The organism is Curtobacterium oceanosedimentum (assembly GCF_040545555.1).
Taxonomy (GTDB): domain Bacteria; phylum Actinomycetota; class Actinomycetes; order Actinomycetales; family Microbacteriaceae; genus Curtobacterium.
Map to the genome: position 1 here is coordinate 19030 of NZ_JBEPMD010000004.1, position 13456 is coordinate 32485.

The window sequence follows — 13456 nt, forward strand, 5'->3', positions numbered from 1 at the left end:
CGCCTAGACGCGACCAGGCGCTCAGGCGATCAGGTGCTCAGCACCGGTCGAGCACCCGCGCCATCGCGTCGCGCTCCGCCGGCGCCACCCAGAGCCGGTAGGTCGTCTTCACCGTGATCTGGTGCTCGACGTAGGTGCAGCGGAACGCCGTGTCCGCGGGGAGCCAGGTCGCCGCATCGCCCGACCGCTTCTGCGCGTTCGAGTGGCCGTCGACGGCGAACAGGTTCGCAGGGTCGTTCGCCAAGGCCTCGCGCTGCTCCTGGCTGAGCTGCTGCGCGCCGGTGCGCCACGCGTTCTCGAGCGCGACGACGTGGTCGATCTGCACGAGGGTCGACGTCCGGTTGCCCCGCACGAAGTCCACGCGCTCGCCGGTGTACGGGGAGACGAGGGTGCCACGCAGGACCTTGCACGGGCCCTGCCGTTCGACGTCGGTGAGGTCGCGGGCGAGGACGTCGTTCCGGGTGTCGCAGCCGTTGTGGTCGACGTCGAGCCAGGCGGTGCCGAAGCGGGCCTCGCGGTCGTAGCCGGTGGCGGGGGCCTTGCCCTTCACGGGCAGGGCGGCGAGCTGGCGGCGGGCGGTCTCGGCTGCGGTCGCGTCGGACGGGCTCATCGGCTCGGTCGCGTCGACGGTCGGCCGGGAGGCGCCGCCCGGCCCGGCCCCGCCGCCCGCGTCGGTCGTCGGTGCGGCGGTGATCGTCGGTGCGGCTGTCGACGAGGGCGTCCCGTCCGCGCTCGCGTCGGCGTCGGTCACGCCGGTGGTGTGCAGCAGCCAGCCGGCCAGGGCGACCACCGCGACGAGGCCGAGCGAGGTCAGCGAGGCCCGAGCCCTGCGGCGTGAGGAGGTCGAACGGGTGGAACGCGGACGGCGTCGACGGGACGTCATGGGGAGAGCCTTCGGTGGTGCGGTGGAACGGGCCCGGGTGGACCATCCCCGATCATCCCGTGCGGCACCGACGGAGCGAGGCGTAGACACGGGTCATGACCGATCACGCGAACCCCTCCGTGCCCGTCACCGGTGGATCGATGCCGCTCCTCGGCTTCGGCACCTGGCAGATCCCGGACGCCGACGCCCCCGCCGCCGTGGGTGCCGCGCTCGAGGCCGGCTACCGCCACATCGACACCGCGACGGGCTACTCGAACCAGCGCGGCGTCGGGAAGGCGCTCGCCGACTCCGGCCTGGCGCGCGACGACGTCTTCGTCACGACCAAGCTCCCGCCGGACAACGCAGACCGTGTCCGGCAGACCATCGAGGAGAGCCTCGAGCAGCTCGGGCTCGACCACCTGGACCTGTGGCTCGTGCACTGGCCGCCGAACGGCGAGGCCCGACCCGACGTGTGGGAGCAGGTCGTCCAGGCGCAGGCCGACGGGCTGACCCGAGCCGTCGGGGTGAGCAACTACTCGCTCGCGCAGATCGACGAGTTGATCGAGGCCACCGGGACGGCCCCGGCCGTGAACCAGATCCGGTGGAGCCCGGCCGAGTACGACGCCGAGGTCGCCGCGGGGCTGCACGAGCGGGGCGTGGTGCTCGAGGGCTACAGCCCCTTCAAGGCGAGCAACCTGCAGGACCCGACGCTCGTCGAGATCGCCGAGGCCCACGACGCCGACAGTGCGCAGGTCATCGTGGCGTGGCACGTGGCGCACGGGTTCGTCGTGATCCCGAAGTCGTCGAACCCGGAGCGCATCCGGTCGAACGCGCTCGGGGCACACCTCGAGCTGTCCGCGGACGAGGTGTCGCGGATCGACGGACTTGCCGGCTGAACCGGATGCGACGGCGGGCTCAGGTCGGGAACGGCCAGGGCCCGCCGTCGTCGTCCGGCTCGGCGACGACGAGGCCCTCGGCGCGTGCGATGCGGCCGAGCTTCCGGTCGAAGGTCGCGAGCTGACCCTGCAGGCGCTGAGCCGTGACGAGGACGACCGCATCCGGCATGCCGAGCCGACGGGTGGCACGGACGTCGGCAGCCCTGCGAGCGGTGCCGTCCGTCACCGGGACGACGGTGACGCCGAGCCGCGCGATGGTGCCGCGCTCGCGGTCGGCGTGCCCGCGGGAGGCTGGTCGGACGAGCATCTCGGCGAGCGTCAGGGCCGAGGTGCAGAACTCGTCCCACGCGTGGTCCTCGATCAGGTCGTACGCGCGCTCGTGCAGACCGTCGCCTTCGTCGAGGAGCGCGATGACGACGTTCGTGTCGAGGACCATCACCGCGCCGGCTGCCTCCGCGGTCGCGCTGCCGCGCCTGACCAGACCCCACGGCTGCCACCGAAGGAGCCGCCGAGGGTCACCTCCGCACCGTTGCGCAGGCGGAAGGTGGACGTTGCGGTGGCCGGATCGCGGCGGATGACTCCCGTCCGAGTTGGCTCGGGCTCGGGCTCGAGATCGGGCTCGACCTCCGGGTCGGCGTGACTGCGCGTCAGGAGGTCCGCGACCGGGACGCGCGGCGCGGGACGAGGCTGGGCGGAGCGGCTGTCGTCGACGAACATGCGGCGACGGTACTGACGCGGATGCCCGGGCGCGAAGGAGTTCGTATGTCGCTGCTCAGCTGAGCAGGGAGCGGATGTCGTCGGCGGACAGGTCGTCGGCGAACAGGGCGTCGTCGTCGATCATGGTCGCGAAGAGTTCCGCCTTCTTGGCGGCGAGGGCGAGCACCTTCTCCTCGATGGTGTCCTCGGCGATGAAGCGCTGCACGTTCACCGAGCGGGTCTGCCCGATGCGGTGCGTCCGGTCGACCGCCTGGGACTCGGCGGCCGGGTTCCACCAGGGGTCGAGCACGAAGACGGTGTCCGCCTCGGTCAGGGTCAGCCCGAAGCCGCCGGCCTTGAGCGAGATGAGGAACGCGGGCGCGGTGCCGTTCCGGAAGCGGTCGATGACCTGCGGGCGCTTCCGGGTCGACCCGTCGAGGTACTCGTACCCGATGCCGCGAGCGTCGAGCGCTTCGGCCACCATCCGCAGGAACGTCGTGAACTGGCTGAAGACCAGGGCGCGGCGGCCTTCGGCGGCGAGCTGCTCGAGCTCGTCGAGCAGCAGGTCGAGCTTCGCCGAGGGAACGGGCTCCGTACCGGCAGCGATGTCGTCGTCGGCGTCCTGGTCCGTCTGTTGCACGAGTGCCGGTGACAGCGCGAGCATCCGGAGCAGCGTGAGCGACCGGAAGACGATCATCCGGTTGCGCGCGAGGTCGTCGATGAGGTCGAGGACCTTCAGCCGCTCCCGGTTCAGGGTCCGCTCGTACAGCGCACGGTGCGCGGGGTCGAGCATCACCCGGACGACCTGCTCCTGCTTCGCCGGCAGGTCGGCCGCGACGCTCTCCTTCGTCCGTCGGAGCATGAGCGGGCGGATCCGGCGCCTGAGCCGGGCGGTGAGTTCCTTGCGGGCGTCCCCGCGCAGGTCGGGGGAGCCGAGCGGCTTCACGTAGTCGTCACCGAAGCGCGACCACGACGACAGCAGCCCGGGCGCGACGACGTGGAACAGCGCCCAGAGGTCGGTCAGCCCGTTCTCGAGCGGGGTCCCGGTGATCGCGAACTTCACGGGCGCGGGCAGCTCGGCCGCGACCCGGTGCGTCTGCGACTGCGGGTTCTTCACGAACTGCGCCTCGTCGAGCACCAGCGCCGACCAGGACACGCCGGCGTACTCGGCGGCGTCGAGGCGCAGCAGCGCGTACGACGTCACGACGACGTCCGACTCCGCGGCCGCGCGGGCGACCCGGGTGTGGTCCTTGAGCGAGGTCGCCGTGACGGTGGTCACCCGGAGCGACGGGGTGAAGCGTGCTGCCTCGTCCGCCCAGTTGCCGACGACCGACGTCGGCGCGACGACGAGGAACGGTGGTGCGTCGGGCTCGGCCTCGCGGGCGGCGGCGATCATCGCGAGCACCTGCAGGGTCTTGCCGAGACCCATGTCGTCCGCGAGCACCCCGCCGATGCCGTGCTCCCGGAGGAACCGGAGCCAGGCGTAGCCGGCGTGCTGGTACGGACGGAGGTCGGCGTGCACGGTGTCGGGCACCGGGACCTCGTCCGGCGGTGCGGCGTCGAGCAGGCCAGCGGCGATGCGCTGCCAGCGCTCGTCGTGCTCGGTCTCGTCGGCCAGCTGGTCGAACTCGGACCACAGCCCGGCCTGCAGCGGGGTCACCGTCAGGGCCTGGTCGGGCTCCCACTCGTCGAGCTCACGGGCTTCCTCGATGAGCTCCTTGAGCCGGTCGAACGTCGGGTCCGCCAACGACAGGTACGACCCGTCGATGAGCTTCATGCGGCGGTCGCGCTTCGCCAGTGCCCGGAGCAGCGGGGTGAAGGGGATCTGCCGCCCGTTCACGGTGACGAAGATGCCGAGGTCGAACCAGTCGTGCTTCTCGGACGGCATCGTCGTGACACGGATGTGCGGCCGGCCGGTCAACCGTTCGTGGTCGCCGGGCTCGCCCTGCACGACGGTCCGGACCCCGTGTGCGGGCAGGGCCGGCAGGAGTTCGGCCGCGAAGACCGCGACGTCCGCACCGTCGACCGTGCCGTCCTCGAACCAGGCGAGACCGCCACCAGGGCCGGGAGGCGCAGATCGCCTGCCGTCGTCGGCCTGCGCCGACGGGTCGGCCGGGTCGTCCGCGGCGCGCACCCCCGACAGGTCGGGGAGCGGGCCGTGCAGCGTGACCGGGTCCTTCCGTCCGTCGACGTGCCAGCGCCACTGGAGGTGCAGGCGGTCGTCGGTCCGCGGAGCCCGGGCCGGCTCGAACGTCGCCGTCAGGACGAGCTCCGGCGGTGTGCGCTCGGGGAGCTCGACCGAGCCGTCGGAGCTGACGAGGCCGAGCGCTCCGCGGAGCCGCGGCGACCAGTCGGCCAGGAACTCGTCGACCGACTCCGGCGGGACGGTGACGCGCGCACCCTCGACGAGCATCCGGCGCTGGTCCGCCGGGACGGGTGAGGCGGTCGGTGCCAGGGTGACGTGGAACTCGGGGCTCTCGCGGAAGGCGTAGACGCCGTGGTCGCCGATCGTGCGCGCCGAACCCTCGGGCACCGGGCGCCCGTCGACGACCGCGCTCGCGCCGATGACCAGCGCGCCGTCGTGCCGCGCGGCGTCGAGGAGCACACGGGCCTCGCTCCCGAGCGCCGCGCCGCCCTCGCGCTTGCCGGTCACGAAGGCGATCCCGAGCCCGGGTGCCTGCTGCAGGAGCGGCCAGAGCAGCGGGCTGCCGAAGTCGTCGAGGTGCACCCAGTCGCTCTCGCCGGGCAGTCCCGCGAGCTGCCCGGCTCGGTGCAGCGCGGAGAACTGCAGGAACCAGGCGTGCTGCTCGTGTGGGATGCCGAGCCGGTTCATCGAGTAGGGGAGCGTGCCCCAGGTGAGCTGCCCGCGGACCCAGTTGCCCGCGGCGCTCCGGGTGACCGGGCGCACGCCGAGCCGGACACCGCGAGCTCGCGACGGCAGCGCCCGGCCGGCGGCTCGCGCTCGTGAGGCGAGCGCGGCCGGGACGGCGTCACGCAACTCGAACTGCAGACCCATCGGCGTGCCCTGCGGGTCGACCACCTGGTCGTCGTCACCGGCGAGGCGGGCGAGGTCGAGCCTCCAGTCCGGGGCGGGAGGAGCGGCCGGGGGAGTCGCTGCTCGGGGTTCGGCGGCGAGGGCCCGCGCGTTGATGGTGAGGAGCGCGGCGGCGACGTGCTTGCAGTCGCCGCCGAGGGGGCAGGAGCACGTGCTGCGGACGGGGCGGACGAACTCGCCGCGGGCGACGGTGGTCTCGACGCGGAGTTCGTAGGGGTCGTCGGCGGAGCCGGAGACGGTCGCGGTGACCGTGCCGTCGTCGTCGTGCCAAGTGGCGTCCTCGACCAGGCCGGCGCGGACGACGTCGCGCGCACGGCCGAAGGTCTGCGGCCCGACGAACCGGATGACGTCGACGGCGTCGATCATCGGGGCGGCGGGCACGGGTCCATCGTGCCAGGCGCCACCGACCTCCGCTGCTGGCCCTCCGCTGCTAGCGTGGGCGGGCGCCGGAGGGCGCGCGACACGAGGGGGATCGCATGGGGAACGCAGTGCGCGGCGGAGCCGTGGTGGCAGGGGCAGTGGCGACGGTGGTCGCCCTGTCGGGGTGCAGTGTGCTCGGCGCGGGGACACGGACTGCCGAGGCGCCGGCCCCGAGCGCGAGCGCGACGACGGCGGCGACGCCCGGCAAGGCGTCCTGCGACCTCGCCTCCGGGACCGGGTCGGTCTCCGTCGAGGAGACCGCGGACGCCTACCGCGTCGAGTGGTCCGACGTGCCGACGGACGACGACGGGGCGCGGCAGGAGTACCAGGTGCAGCTCGGCACGGAGTCGCAGGACGACCACATCACGATGTACATCGAGTTCGACAGCATCACCGGGGCGACCACCTACGGATGGTTCGACCCGGACACCCTCGACGTCGATCCGGTGCCCGGTGAGCCCGACACGTCGGCCGGCACCGTGGTCGGTGTCTTCCCGAAGCAGCGGGACATCGACGCTTCGTACTGGTCGCCGTCGTGGTCGAAGACCACCACCGAGGACTCGGACACGACGTACTGCACCGATGACGGTCAGGTCCTCGACTGGACGCCACTCGCCTGATGTAACTGTCCGCGTCCCGTTCTGGGGGCGTCGCTGACAGCGGCTCAGGTGCAAGATCGATGCGTGCTGCAGTCACTGGTGTACATGAGCTCCGCCACCGAGCCCTTCGACGAGGCTGACCTCGAGGCAGTGCTCGACCACGCCCGGACGCGGAACACCGCCGACGGGCTGACCGGCATGCTCGTGCACCGGGGCGGACGCTTCATGCAGCTGCTCGAGGGGCCGTACGACGCGGTGATGGCGACCTACGGACGGATCGTCGCGGACGAGCGGCACGACGACGTTCGGCTCCTCGTCGAGGAGTCGATCCACACGCGGCGGTTCCCGGAGTGGTCGACGGCGTACGACCGTGAGTCCGATGGTGTCGCGGTGCCCGAGGGATTCAGCACGTTCCTCGACCAGGGGGACCAGAGTGCCGACCAGAGCCGCCCGCGTGAGCTGCTGCGGTGGTTCCGGAACCACCCGATGGCGGACCCGACGGCGGCGAAGGGCAAGCACCGGCGCGACGCCTGACGCCGTTCGACTGTCGTGCTCGGGGACCTGGATCGATCGGGTCATACTGGTCCGGTGACGACACTGCGAGGCATGATCCGCTCGACCGAGACGCGCGAGGCCGAGGGCTACGCGGACTCCGTCGTGGCGGCCAAGGAGGCAGCGGTCGCCGCACTCGACCTGGACGGGTTCGCGCTGACGCAGACGAACGCGGTCGAGAGCAAGGCGACGGGGGAGACCACGATCAAGGCGACCGCGCGGTCGAGCGAGACGCGAGAGCACGAGGCGTCCGGGCCGAACTACGAGGCGGCGCTGGCCGCCTACCGGAACACCGTGCCGGAGGGGTGGCAGGCGCAGCACGTGTGGGTGGTGGCGGAGTAGCGCGGGATCGCTGATCAGCGTTCGGCTGCGCCTGCGGCGGGCCCGTCGATGCTGTAGACCGTCGGCTCCGGGACGGGCACGGACGCGTGTTGCCGGAGCCAGAAGCTCCCACCGCCCACGGTGAGTCGGTAGGGGCCGGGAGCCCGGTCGTACCGCCGTGCGACGGCGTCGCGGTTGTCGGAGTAGATGCGCCGCGACAGGGTCAGGTGCCCGCAGTCGGTCGTCTCGAGGGACAGGGCCGGGTGCGAGGAACCGGCACCCTTGGCTGACCGGTTCGACACGGTGACGGCTCGCGCTGACGTGATCGTGCAGGTCACCTGCTCCTGGTGTGCGTCGTCGTAGGCGACCATGACGAACAGCCCCGGGATCGCCGACAGCGTCGTGACGAAGAAGCAGACGGAGAACAGCGTGAACAGCACGTTGCGCACCTGTCTCGGCTTCCGGTCCGCGGTGAGATTGTCGAAGAAGGTCGTGAACTCCGTCCACGGCTCCGTGGCGTTCTGTTCGAGCCAGTGGACGAGGACGTCGTGGTTGCGGTGGAACTGGTCGGTGGAGAAGCCTCGACCACGCGCGGTCCGGCCGCGGATGGTGGTGTTGCCCGTTCCCGATGCGCTGAACTCGACGAGCTCTCCGGGCGAGATCGTCCGGGTCCGCCGCAGGTGCGGCACCACCTCGAGTCGATCCGGGAACACGCGGATGCGGTTCCGGATGCTCCCGACGCTCATGTACAGGCCGAGCACACCGAAGGCGAGCAGCAGGCCGCTCGTCCACAGCTGGGTGAACCAGGCGCCACCGAACACCGCTCGGGTCGAGGCCAGCCAGACTCCGAGCGCGAGGACGCCCGTGCACAGTGCCGTCCAGGCGATCGGCGCGACGACACCTCCGCGGACCGTCACCGGACGCACGGTATCGGTGACCCGTGCTGCTTCCCCCACCACGGGTCGACACTACCGACCGAGGAGCGAGGACGACGCGAGTACCCAGCACGGGCGAGGCGTGACGACGGCCTGCCGGCGGAGGTGACAGCACGGCCGGAGACTGCTCATGATGGCGGTCATGAGTACGACCCAGACGATCGACGAGCCGTTCGCAAACGAGTTCGTGGACGCTGTGCGTGCCCGCTTCCGCGACAGCGAGCTCCTGTCTGACGGCATGGAGTGGGTGGCTGGCGGCGTCCAGCCGCCGGACGCAGCGATCATCCTCTACCGGGACTGGCCCGGCGGTCCGGTGCTCTCCTGACGGGAGCACGCGCACCGCCGCCCTCGGGCGAGGAGCCTCAGCGCTGTTCCGTGGCCAGCTTGCTGTGCTTCCGCGAGTACCCGAAGTACACCCCGAGCCCGATCGCGAACCAGATCGCGAACCGCACCCACGTCTCCCACTGCAGGAACGTCACGAGCCACAGCGACGCGACGACACCGATGATCGGTACGACGGGCATGAACGGGAGCTTGAACTGCCGGTCGAGGTCGGGCTGCCGGTAGCGCAGCACGATCACCGCCGAGCAGACCACGACGAACGCGAGCAGGATCCCGATGTTCGTCAGCTCCGCCACGACGCCGATCGGCAGCACCCCGGCGAGCACCGCCGACGCGATGCCCAGGATCCAGGTGACCCGGGTCGGCACGTGCCGCTTCGGGTCGGTCTTCGCGAACCACTTCGGCATGAGCCCGTCGCGGCTCATCGAGAACCAGACGCGCGAGGCACCGAGCATGAAGGTGACGAGCACCGTCACGATGCCGACGATGGCACCGATCGCGATGACGTTCGCGACCCCGCCGAGCCCGACCGACGCGAACGCCGACGAGAACCCCGAGGCCGGGTCGATGTCGGTGTACTTCTGCATGCCGGTGAGCACCAGGGTCGCCAGGACGTAGAGGACCATCGCGATGCCGAGGGACAGCAGGATCGCCTTCGGCATGTGCTTCCGGGCGTCGGTGGACTCCTCGGCGGCGGTGGACATCGCGTCGTAGCCGAACACGGCGAAGAACACGGTCGCAGCGCCGGTCATCACCCCGCCGAAGCCGAACGGGAAGTACGGCGAGTAGTTCGCGCTGTTGATGTGGAACACGCCGAGCACGACGATGAGCACGACGAGCCCGACCTTGATCGCGACGGCGACGAGCTCGAAGCGGGCGGCGCTCCGGATGCCGCGGGTCAGGACGAACGCGGTGAGCAGGCAGAGCAGGATCGCGAACACGTCGACGACGTGCCCGTCACCGGTCCCGGGCGCGCCGAGCATCCACGCGGGCAGGTCGATGCCGAACTGCCCGACCAGGAACCCGACGTAGCCGGAGATGCCGATCGCGACGACGGCGACGATGGCCGTGTACTCGAGCAGCAGGTCCCAGCCGATGAACCACCCGACGACCTCGCCGAGCACGGCGTACCCGTACGTGTAGGCGCTGCCGGCCTTCGGGATGAGTCCGGCGAACTCCGCGTACGAGAGTGCGGCGGCCGCGCTCGCGACCCCGGCGATGAGGAAGCTGATGAGGACGGCGGGCCCGGCGACGCCGTTCGCGACGGTGCCGGCGAGCGTGAAGATGCCCGCGCCGATGATGCCGCCGATGCCGATGGCCGTCAGCTGCCACAGACCGAGGTGCCGTTTCAGGCCGCCCTCGCTTTCGGGTCCGTCGTCGATGGTCTCGATGGGCTTCCGCCGGAAGATCCCCTGTGTCGTCGTCGTCACGCGCCCACTCTGCTCCTTCTGCGGCGGTGGTGGTAGACCCGGCAGCATGCGTCGTGCAGCTCGTGTCGAACCCGGTCCCGGTCAGGAGTCCGTCTGGGACTACCCGCGTCCTCCCGCCGTCGAGGCCGTCCCGGAGCGGGTCGTGGTGCGGCTCGGGGGTGCGGTCGTGGTCGACACGACCGATGCGGTGCGGGTGCTCGAGACCTCGCACCCGCCGGTCTACTACGTGCCGATGGCGGGGGTCGAGCTGCGTCCGGCGCAGGGGTCGAGCATGTGCGAGTTCAAGGGGCGTGCACGCTACTTCGACGTGGTCGGCGGGGACGGGGTCGTCGCGCCCCGGGCGGCGTGGAACTACCCGACGCCGGAGCCCGGGTACGAGGACCTGCGCGACCGGATCGCGATCTACCCGTCGGCGGTGGACTCCTGCGAGGTCGGCGGCGAGGTCGTGCAGGCGCAGGAGGGCGACTTCTACGGCGGGTGGATCACCTCGCGGGTGGTCGGACCGTTCAAGGGCGGGCCGGGCACGCTCGGCTGGTGACCGCACGCCGAGCCGGACCGGTGCTGCGGAGGTGTGCCGCGCCTCCAGGCCGTCGACCGGTGGCGACCGCCCGCCGTCAGCGACGGGCGTAGGGCGACCAGAACGGCGGCGGGAAGCCGCCGTCCGTCGCGAAGGCGAGCAGCTGCCAGGTCATCATCACCAGGCCGAGCGCACCGAGCACCAGCCCGATCCACGCCCACACGCGCACCGCGCGCCGGCGACCGGCGAGGCGCACCGCGCGGAGGCCGCAGAGCACGCAGACGATGCCGAACACGGACTCGAGGAGCACATGCCGCGTCATGTCGGCGGCAGGCACGATGATGCCCATCCAGAGCGAGAGGGGAGCGAGCAGCACGGCGACGGTCGCGAGGACGGCGGGCGGTTCGTGGTCGCGAGCGACGGCTGCCATGGGTCCGAACCTACCGAGGTGGAAGGCAGCGTGCCAGCACGCCTCGGCCGCCGCGTCGCGCGCTGCCGTCCGACGCGCCGGACGGTTCTCGTGGGAGCGAGCACGATGGGGGCATGCGTTCCTTCGTCCGTGTCCTCCTCGGTGCCGCGCTCGTCTTCGCCGGCACGAGCCACCTCACCTTCGCCCGCCGTGACTTCCGTGCCCAGGTGCCGGACTTCGTGCCGCTCGACACGGACACGACGGTGCTGGCCTCGGGCGTGGCGGAGATCGGGCTCGGCAGCGCGCTCCTGGTCACGCCGCGCAGCCGCCGGAAGACCGTCGGCACGATCGCGGCGCTGTTCTTCACGGTGATCTTCCCGGGGAACCTGTCGCAGTGGGTCAACCGGCGCGATGCGTTCGGGCTCGACTCGGACGAGAAGCGGGTCGCCCGCCTGTTCGGGCAGCCGCTGCTCATCTGGGCGGCGCTCTGGTCGACGCGCGGGTCCGGTACGGGGCGCTGATGTCCGCCCCGGCTGCATCGCAGGACCCGGACCTGTCGTCCGGGCCCGTCGACGTGGCCGGGTCGGACGCGGCGGTGGCGTCGGCTGCGTCGCTGGCTCCGCCTGCATTGCCGGGTTCACCTGCGTCCGCGTCCGCGTCCGCGTCGGCGTCGCCGGTTCCGTCTGCGTCGTCGGCGTCGTCCGGCCGGGAGGCTCGGGGCGCCGCCCGCACGCCCCGTCACGTCGTCGACGTGGTGGCGACGGTGCTGCTGCTCGCCCTGCTCGCCGTCGAGGCGGTGGCCGCCGGGGGCGGCATCGTCTTCCTGTCGATGGCGTTCCACTCGTGCGCCGCTCCCGGCAACACGTGCGACGCCGGCCTCGGTACCGGGGTGGTGACCGTCGGACCGGTCATCGTCGCGCTCGTGTTCGTCGGGACGGTGGTCGGCTGCGTGCTGCGACTCGTCCGTCGACGGCTCGCCTGGCCCCTGGCACTCGTCGGGATCGCGGCGATGGTCGTCGTCTTCTTCGCCGCGCTGCTGCTCGTCGACGCCGCGGTCCAGCACGGGTTCTGACCGTCCTCCTGCACAGCGGACGACTTCGGCGACGGCGTCCACAGATCGTTGCTCGGCGCTGCTCGCGGCCGCTGGCGTCCCGCAGGCTCGGGGCATGTCAGGAACCGATGTGCTCGACCAGCTGTTCACCACGTCCGCACGCACCGACGCCGACGTCGTCGCCCTCGTCTCCGGGGTCGTCGGACGCCCGATCCGGAGACAGTGCTGGGTGCTCTTCCTCGACGAACGGGCGATCCCGGTGCCGTTCCTGCTCCCCGTGTCCGACCTGCCGCTGCAGCCGGACGAGCACGTCGAGGACTTCGCCACGCTCGTCGCCGAGGTCTGCGTCGACAACTCCGCGGCCGAGGTGGTGCTCGCGTGGGAACGGCCGGGCGAGACCCAGCTGTTCCCGGTCGACTGGGAGTGGATCGACGCCTGCGCGTGCGCCTTCGCCGAGCGGGCGGTGCGCCTCCGGGGGCAGGTCGTCGTGAACGCGACGGGAGCGTCGATGGTCGAGCTCCACGACGCCGAGGAACTCGGGCCGGTGCTGCGGTGACCTCAGCCCTGCGGGGCGGTGTCCGGCACGGTCTGGCCGGTCAGCCCCTCGACGACGGCCTTCGCCTCCGGCCAGGACTTCGCGTAGTGGTCCGGGTCCGCGTTGATCTGCACCGCATGCGCCATCTGGGTCGGGGTCATCGTCTTCCACCCCTGCGTCTTGACGAGCTTCGTGAAGAACATCGTCGCGGCCGTGTACGGGTCCATCCGCTGCTCGTAGGTGCCCCAGGCGCCGTTGTCGCGCTGCTGGAAGAGCCCGCGGCTGTCCGGTCCGGCGGCGTCCCCGTGGTCGAGATTCACCAGGCTCGACTCGCCGATCGCGGTCATCACGCCGACGGCCTGGGTGTGCGGGCCGATGCCGAGCGCCTGTGCGGCCTCGATCACGTACGCCGCGTTCACCAGACGGTCCTGGCAGAAGCCGGCGATCGGTCCAGCGGGCACCACGATGCCGCCGACGGTCCGCGAGGGGACGTCCGGGCATGCGGGTTCGGCGGTGACAGACCTGGCTGCACCGGTCAGCGAATGCACGGCGATGACGACGACGACCACCACGCCGATGACGGCTGCGACCACCCCTGCCCCGAACACCGAGGCGATGGTGATGCCGGCGCGGCGCATGGCGGGTCCTTCCGGGCGGGTGGTCCGTCGCGAGGGCCGGACGGTCGGGTGCAGAGCACGACGAGCGTACGGGCGTCGGCTGGGAACCGCAGCCGCCCGATCGGGGGTGTCGGCAGCCGAGGACCCGGCCCGCCGCCCGCCGCTCACGCGGCCTGCCGCTCACTGTCCGCAGGTCGGCCCGGCCTCCGGAGATCAGTC

Annotated in this window: 17 protein-coding genes; 9 read left to right on the forward strand and 8 right to left on the reverse strand. The window is 71.8% G+C overall.

Annotated elements, in window-relative coordinates:
- Positions 1-37: 37 nt before the first annotated feature.
- Positions 38-883: an HNH endonuclease family protein gene (locus ABIC52_RS05250; RefSeq protein WP_354026805.1), complete on the reverse strand. Its 846-nt coding sequence runs from the start codon at positions 881-883 to the stop codon at positions 38-40.
- A gap of 95 nt (positions 884-978) precedes the next feature.
- On the opposite strand from ABIC52_RS05250, the gene ABIC52_RS05255 reads away from it, so the two are divergent.
- Complete coding sequence (locus tag ABIC52_RS05255) at positions 979-1758, forward strand: aldo/keto reductase (RefSeq protein ID WP_354026806.1); 780 nt, start codon at positions 979-981, stop codon at positions 1756-1758.
- A 19-nt stretch (positions 1759-1777) separates the two neighbouring features.
- On the opposite strand, the gene ABIC52_RS05260 is transcribed toward ABIC52_RS05255, so the two are convergent.
- From ABIC52_RS05260 to ABIC52_RS05270, 3 genes are read right to left on the reverse strand one after another with little or no spacing between them, the layout of a single operon-like run.
- Positions 1778-2194, reverse strand: coding sequence for a type II toxin-antitoxin system VapC family toxin (locus ABIC52_RS05260; RefSeq protein ID WP_354026905.1), 417 nt, complete (start codon positions 2192-2194; stop codon positions 1778-1780).
- Positions 2194-2475 carry a hypothetical protein gene (locus ABIC52_RS05265; RefSeq protein ID WP_126890422.1) on the reverse strand — a complete coding sequence of 94 codons (282 nt, stop codon included), beginning with the start codon at positions 2473-2475 and terminating at the stop codon, positions 2194-2196. The genes ABIC52_RS05260 and ABIC52_RS05265 overlap by 1 nt, the downstream gene beginning before the upstream one ends.
- Positions 2476-2530: 55 nt before the next feature.
- Positions 2531-5890, reverse strand: coding sequence for a DEAD/DEAH box helicase (locus tag ABIC52_RS05270; RefSeq protein ID WP_354026807.1), 3360 nt, complete (start codon positions 5888-5890; stop codon positions 2531-2533).
- Positions 5891-5985: 95 nt separating this feature from the next.
- On the opposite strand from ABIC52_RS05270, the gene ABIC52_RS05275 reads away from it, so the two are divergent.
- The 3 genes from ABIC52_RS05275 (at position 5986) to ABIC52_RS05285 (ending at position 7422) form a co-directional block, all read left to right on the forward strand.
- Complete coding sequence (locus ABIC52_RS05275; RefSeq protein WP_354026808.1) at positions 5986-6549, forward strand: hypothetical protein; 564 nt, start codon at positions 5986-5988, stop codon at positions 6547-6549.
- Positions 6550-6612: 63 nt separating this feature from the next.
- Complete coding sequence (locus tag ABIC52_RS05280) at positions 6613-7062, forward strand: BLUF domain-containing protein (protein WP_354026809.1); 450 nt, start codon at positions 6613-6615, stop codon at positions 7060-7062.
- A gap of 72 nt (positions 7063-7134) precedes the next feature.
- Positions 7135-7422, forward strand: coding sequence for a hypothetical protein (locus tag ABIC52_RS05285; RefSeq protein WP_126890419.1), 288 nt, complete (start codon positions 7135-7137; stop codon positions 7420-7422).
- A 14-nt stretch (positions 7423-7436) separates the two neighbouring features.
- Here ABIC52_RS05285 and ABIC52_RS05290 read toward each other — a convergent pair whose 3' ends face one another.
- Entirely contained in the window at positions 7437-8318 is an 882-nt protein-coding gene (locus ABIC52_RS05290) for a hypothetical protein (RefSeq protein WP_354026810.1), read from the reverse strand.
- Positions 8319-8478: 160 nt separating this feature from the next.
- Between ABIC52_RS05290 and ABIC52_RS05295 the strand changes: the two genes are divergently transcribed.
- Entirely contained in the window at positions 8479-8661 is a 183-nt protein-coding gene (locus ABIC52_RS05295) for a hypothetical protein (RefSeq protein WP_354026811.1), read from the forward strand.
- Between the two features lie 37 nt (positions 8662-8698).
- On the opposite strand, the gene ABIC52_RS05300 is transcribed toward ABIC52_RS05295, so the two are convergent.
- Entirely contained in the window at positions 8699-10108 is a 1410-nt protein-coding gene (locus ABIC52_RS05300; protein ID WP_354026812.1) for an amino acid permease, read from the reverse strand.
- Positions 10109-10154: 46 nt separating this feature from the next.
- On the opposite strand from ABIC52_RS05300, the gene ABIC52_RS05305 reads away from it, so the two are divergent.
- Positions 10155-10646, forward strand: a complete 492-nt coding sequence (locus ABIC52_RS05305; RefSeq protein WP_209676696.1) for a DUF427 domain-containing protein — start codon at positions 10155-10157, stop codon at positions 10644-10646.
- A 76-nt stretch (positions 10647-10722) separates the two neighbouring features.
- Here the strand turns inward: ABIC52_RS05305 and ABIC52_RS05310 are convergent, their stop codons facing one another.
- On the reverse strand, positions 10723-11055 hold the full coding sequence (locus ABIC52_RS05310) for a hypothetical protein (protein WP_354026813.1): 333 nt from the start codon (positions 11053-11055) through the stop codon (positions 10723-10725).
- A gap of 113 nt (positions 11056-11168) precedes the next feature.
- Between ABIC52_RS05310 and ABIC52_RS05315 the strand changes: the two genes are divergently transcribed.
- The 3 genes from ABIC52_RS05315 (at position 11169) to ABIC52_RS05325 (ending at position 12641) form a co-directional block, all read left to right on the forward strand.
- Positions 11169-11555 (forward strand): DoxX family protein, encoded by a 387-nt coding sequence (locus tag ABIC52_RS05315; protein WP_126890413.1) that lies wholly within the window; start codon positions 11169-11171, stop codon positions 11553-11555.
- Complete coding sequence (locus ABIC52_RS05320; protein ID WP_354026814.1) at positions 11555-12106, forward strand: DUF6264 family protein; 552 nt, start codon at positions 11555-11557, stop codon at positions 12104-12106. Before ABIC52_RS05315 ends, ABIC52_RS05320 begins: the two co-directional genes overlap by 1 nt.
- A 94-nt stretch (positions 12107-12200) precedes the next feature.
- Entirely contained in the window at positions 12201-12641 is a 441-nt protein-coding gene (locus ABIC52_RS05325) for a hypothetical protein (RefSeq protein ID WP_126890411.1), read from the forward strand.
- A gap of 2 nt (positions 12642-12643) precedes the next feature.
- Here ABIC52_RS05325 and ABIC52_RS05330 read toward each other — a convergent pair whose 3' ends face one another.
- Positions 12644-13258, reverse strand: a complete 615-nt coding sequence (locus tag ABIC52_RS05330) for a hypothetical protein (RefSeq protein ID WP_354026815.1) — start codon at positions 13256-13258, stop codon at positions 12644-12646.
- Positions 13259-13456 lie beyond the last annotated feature (198 nt).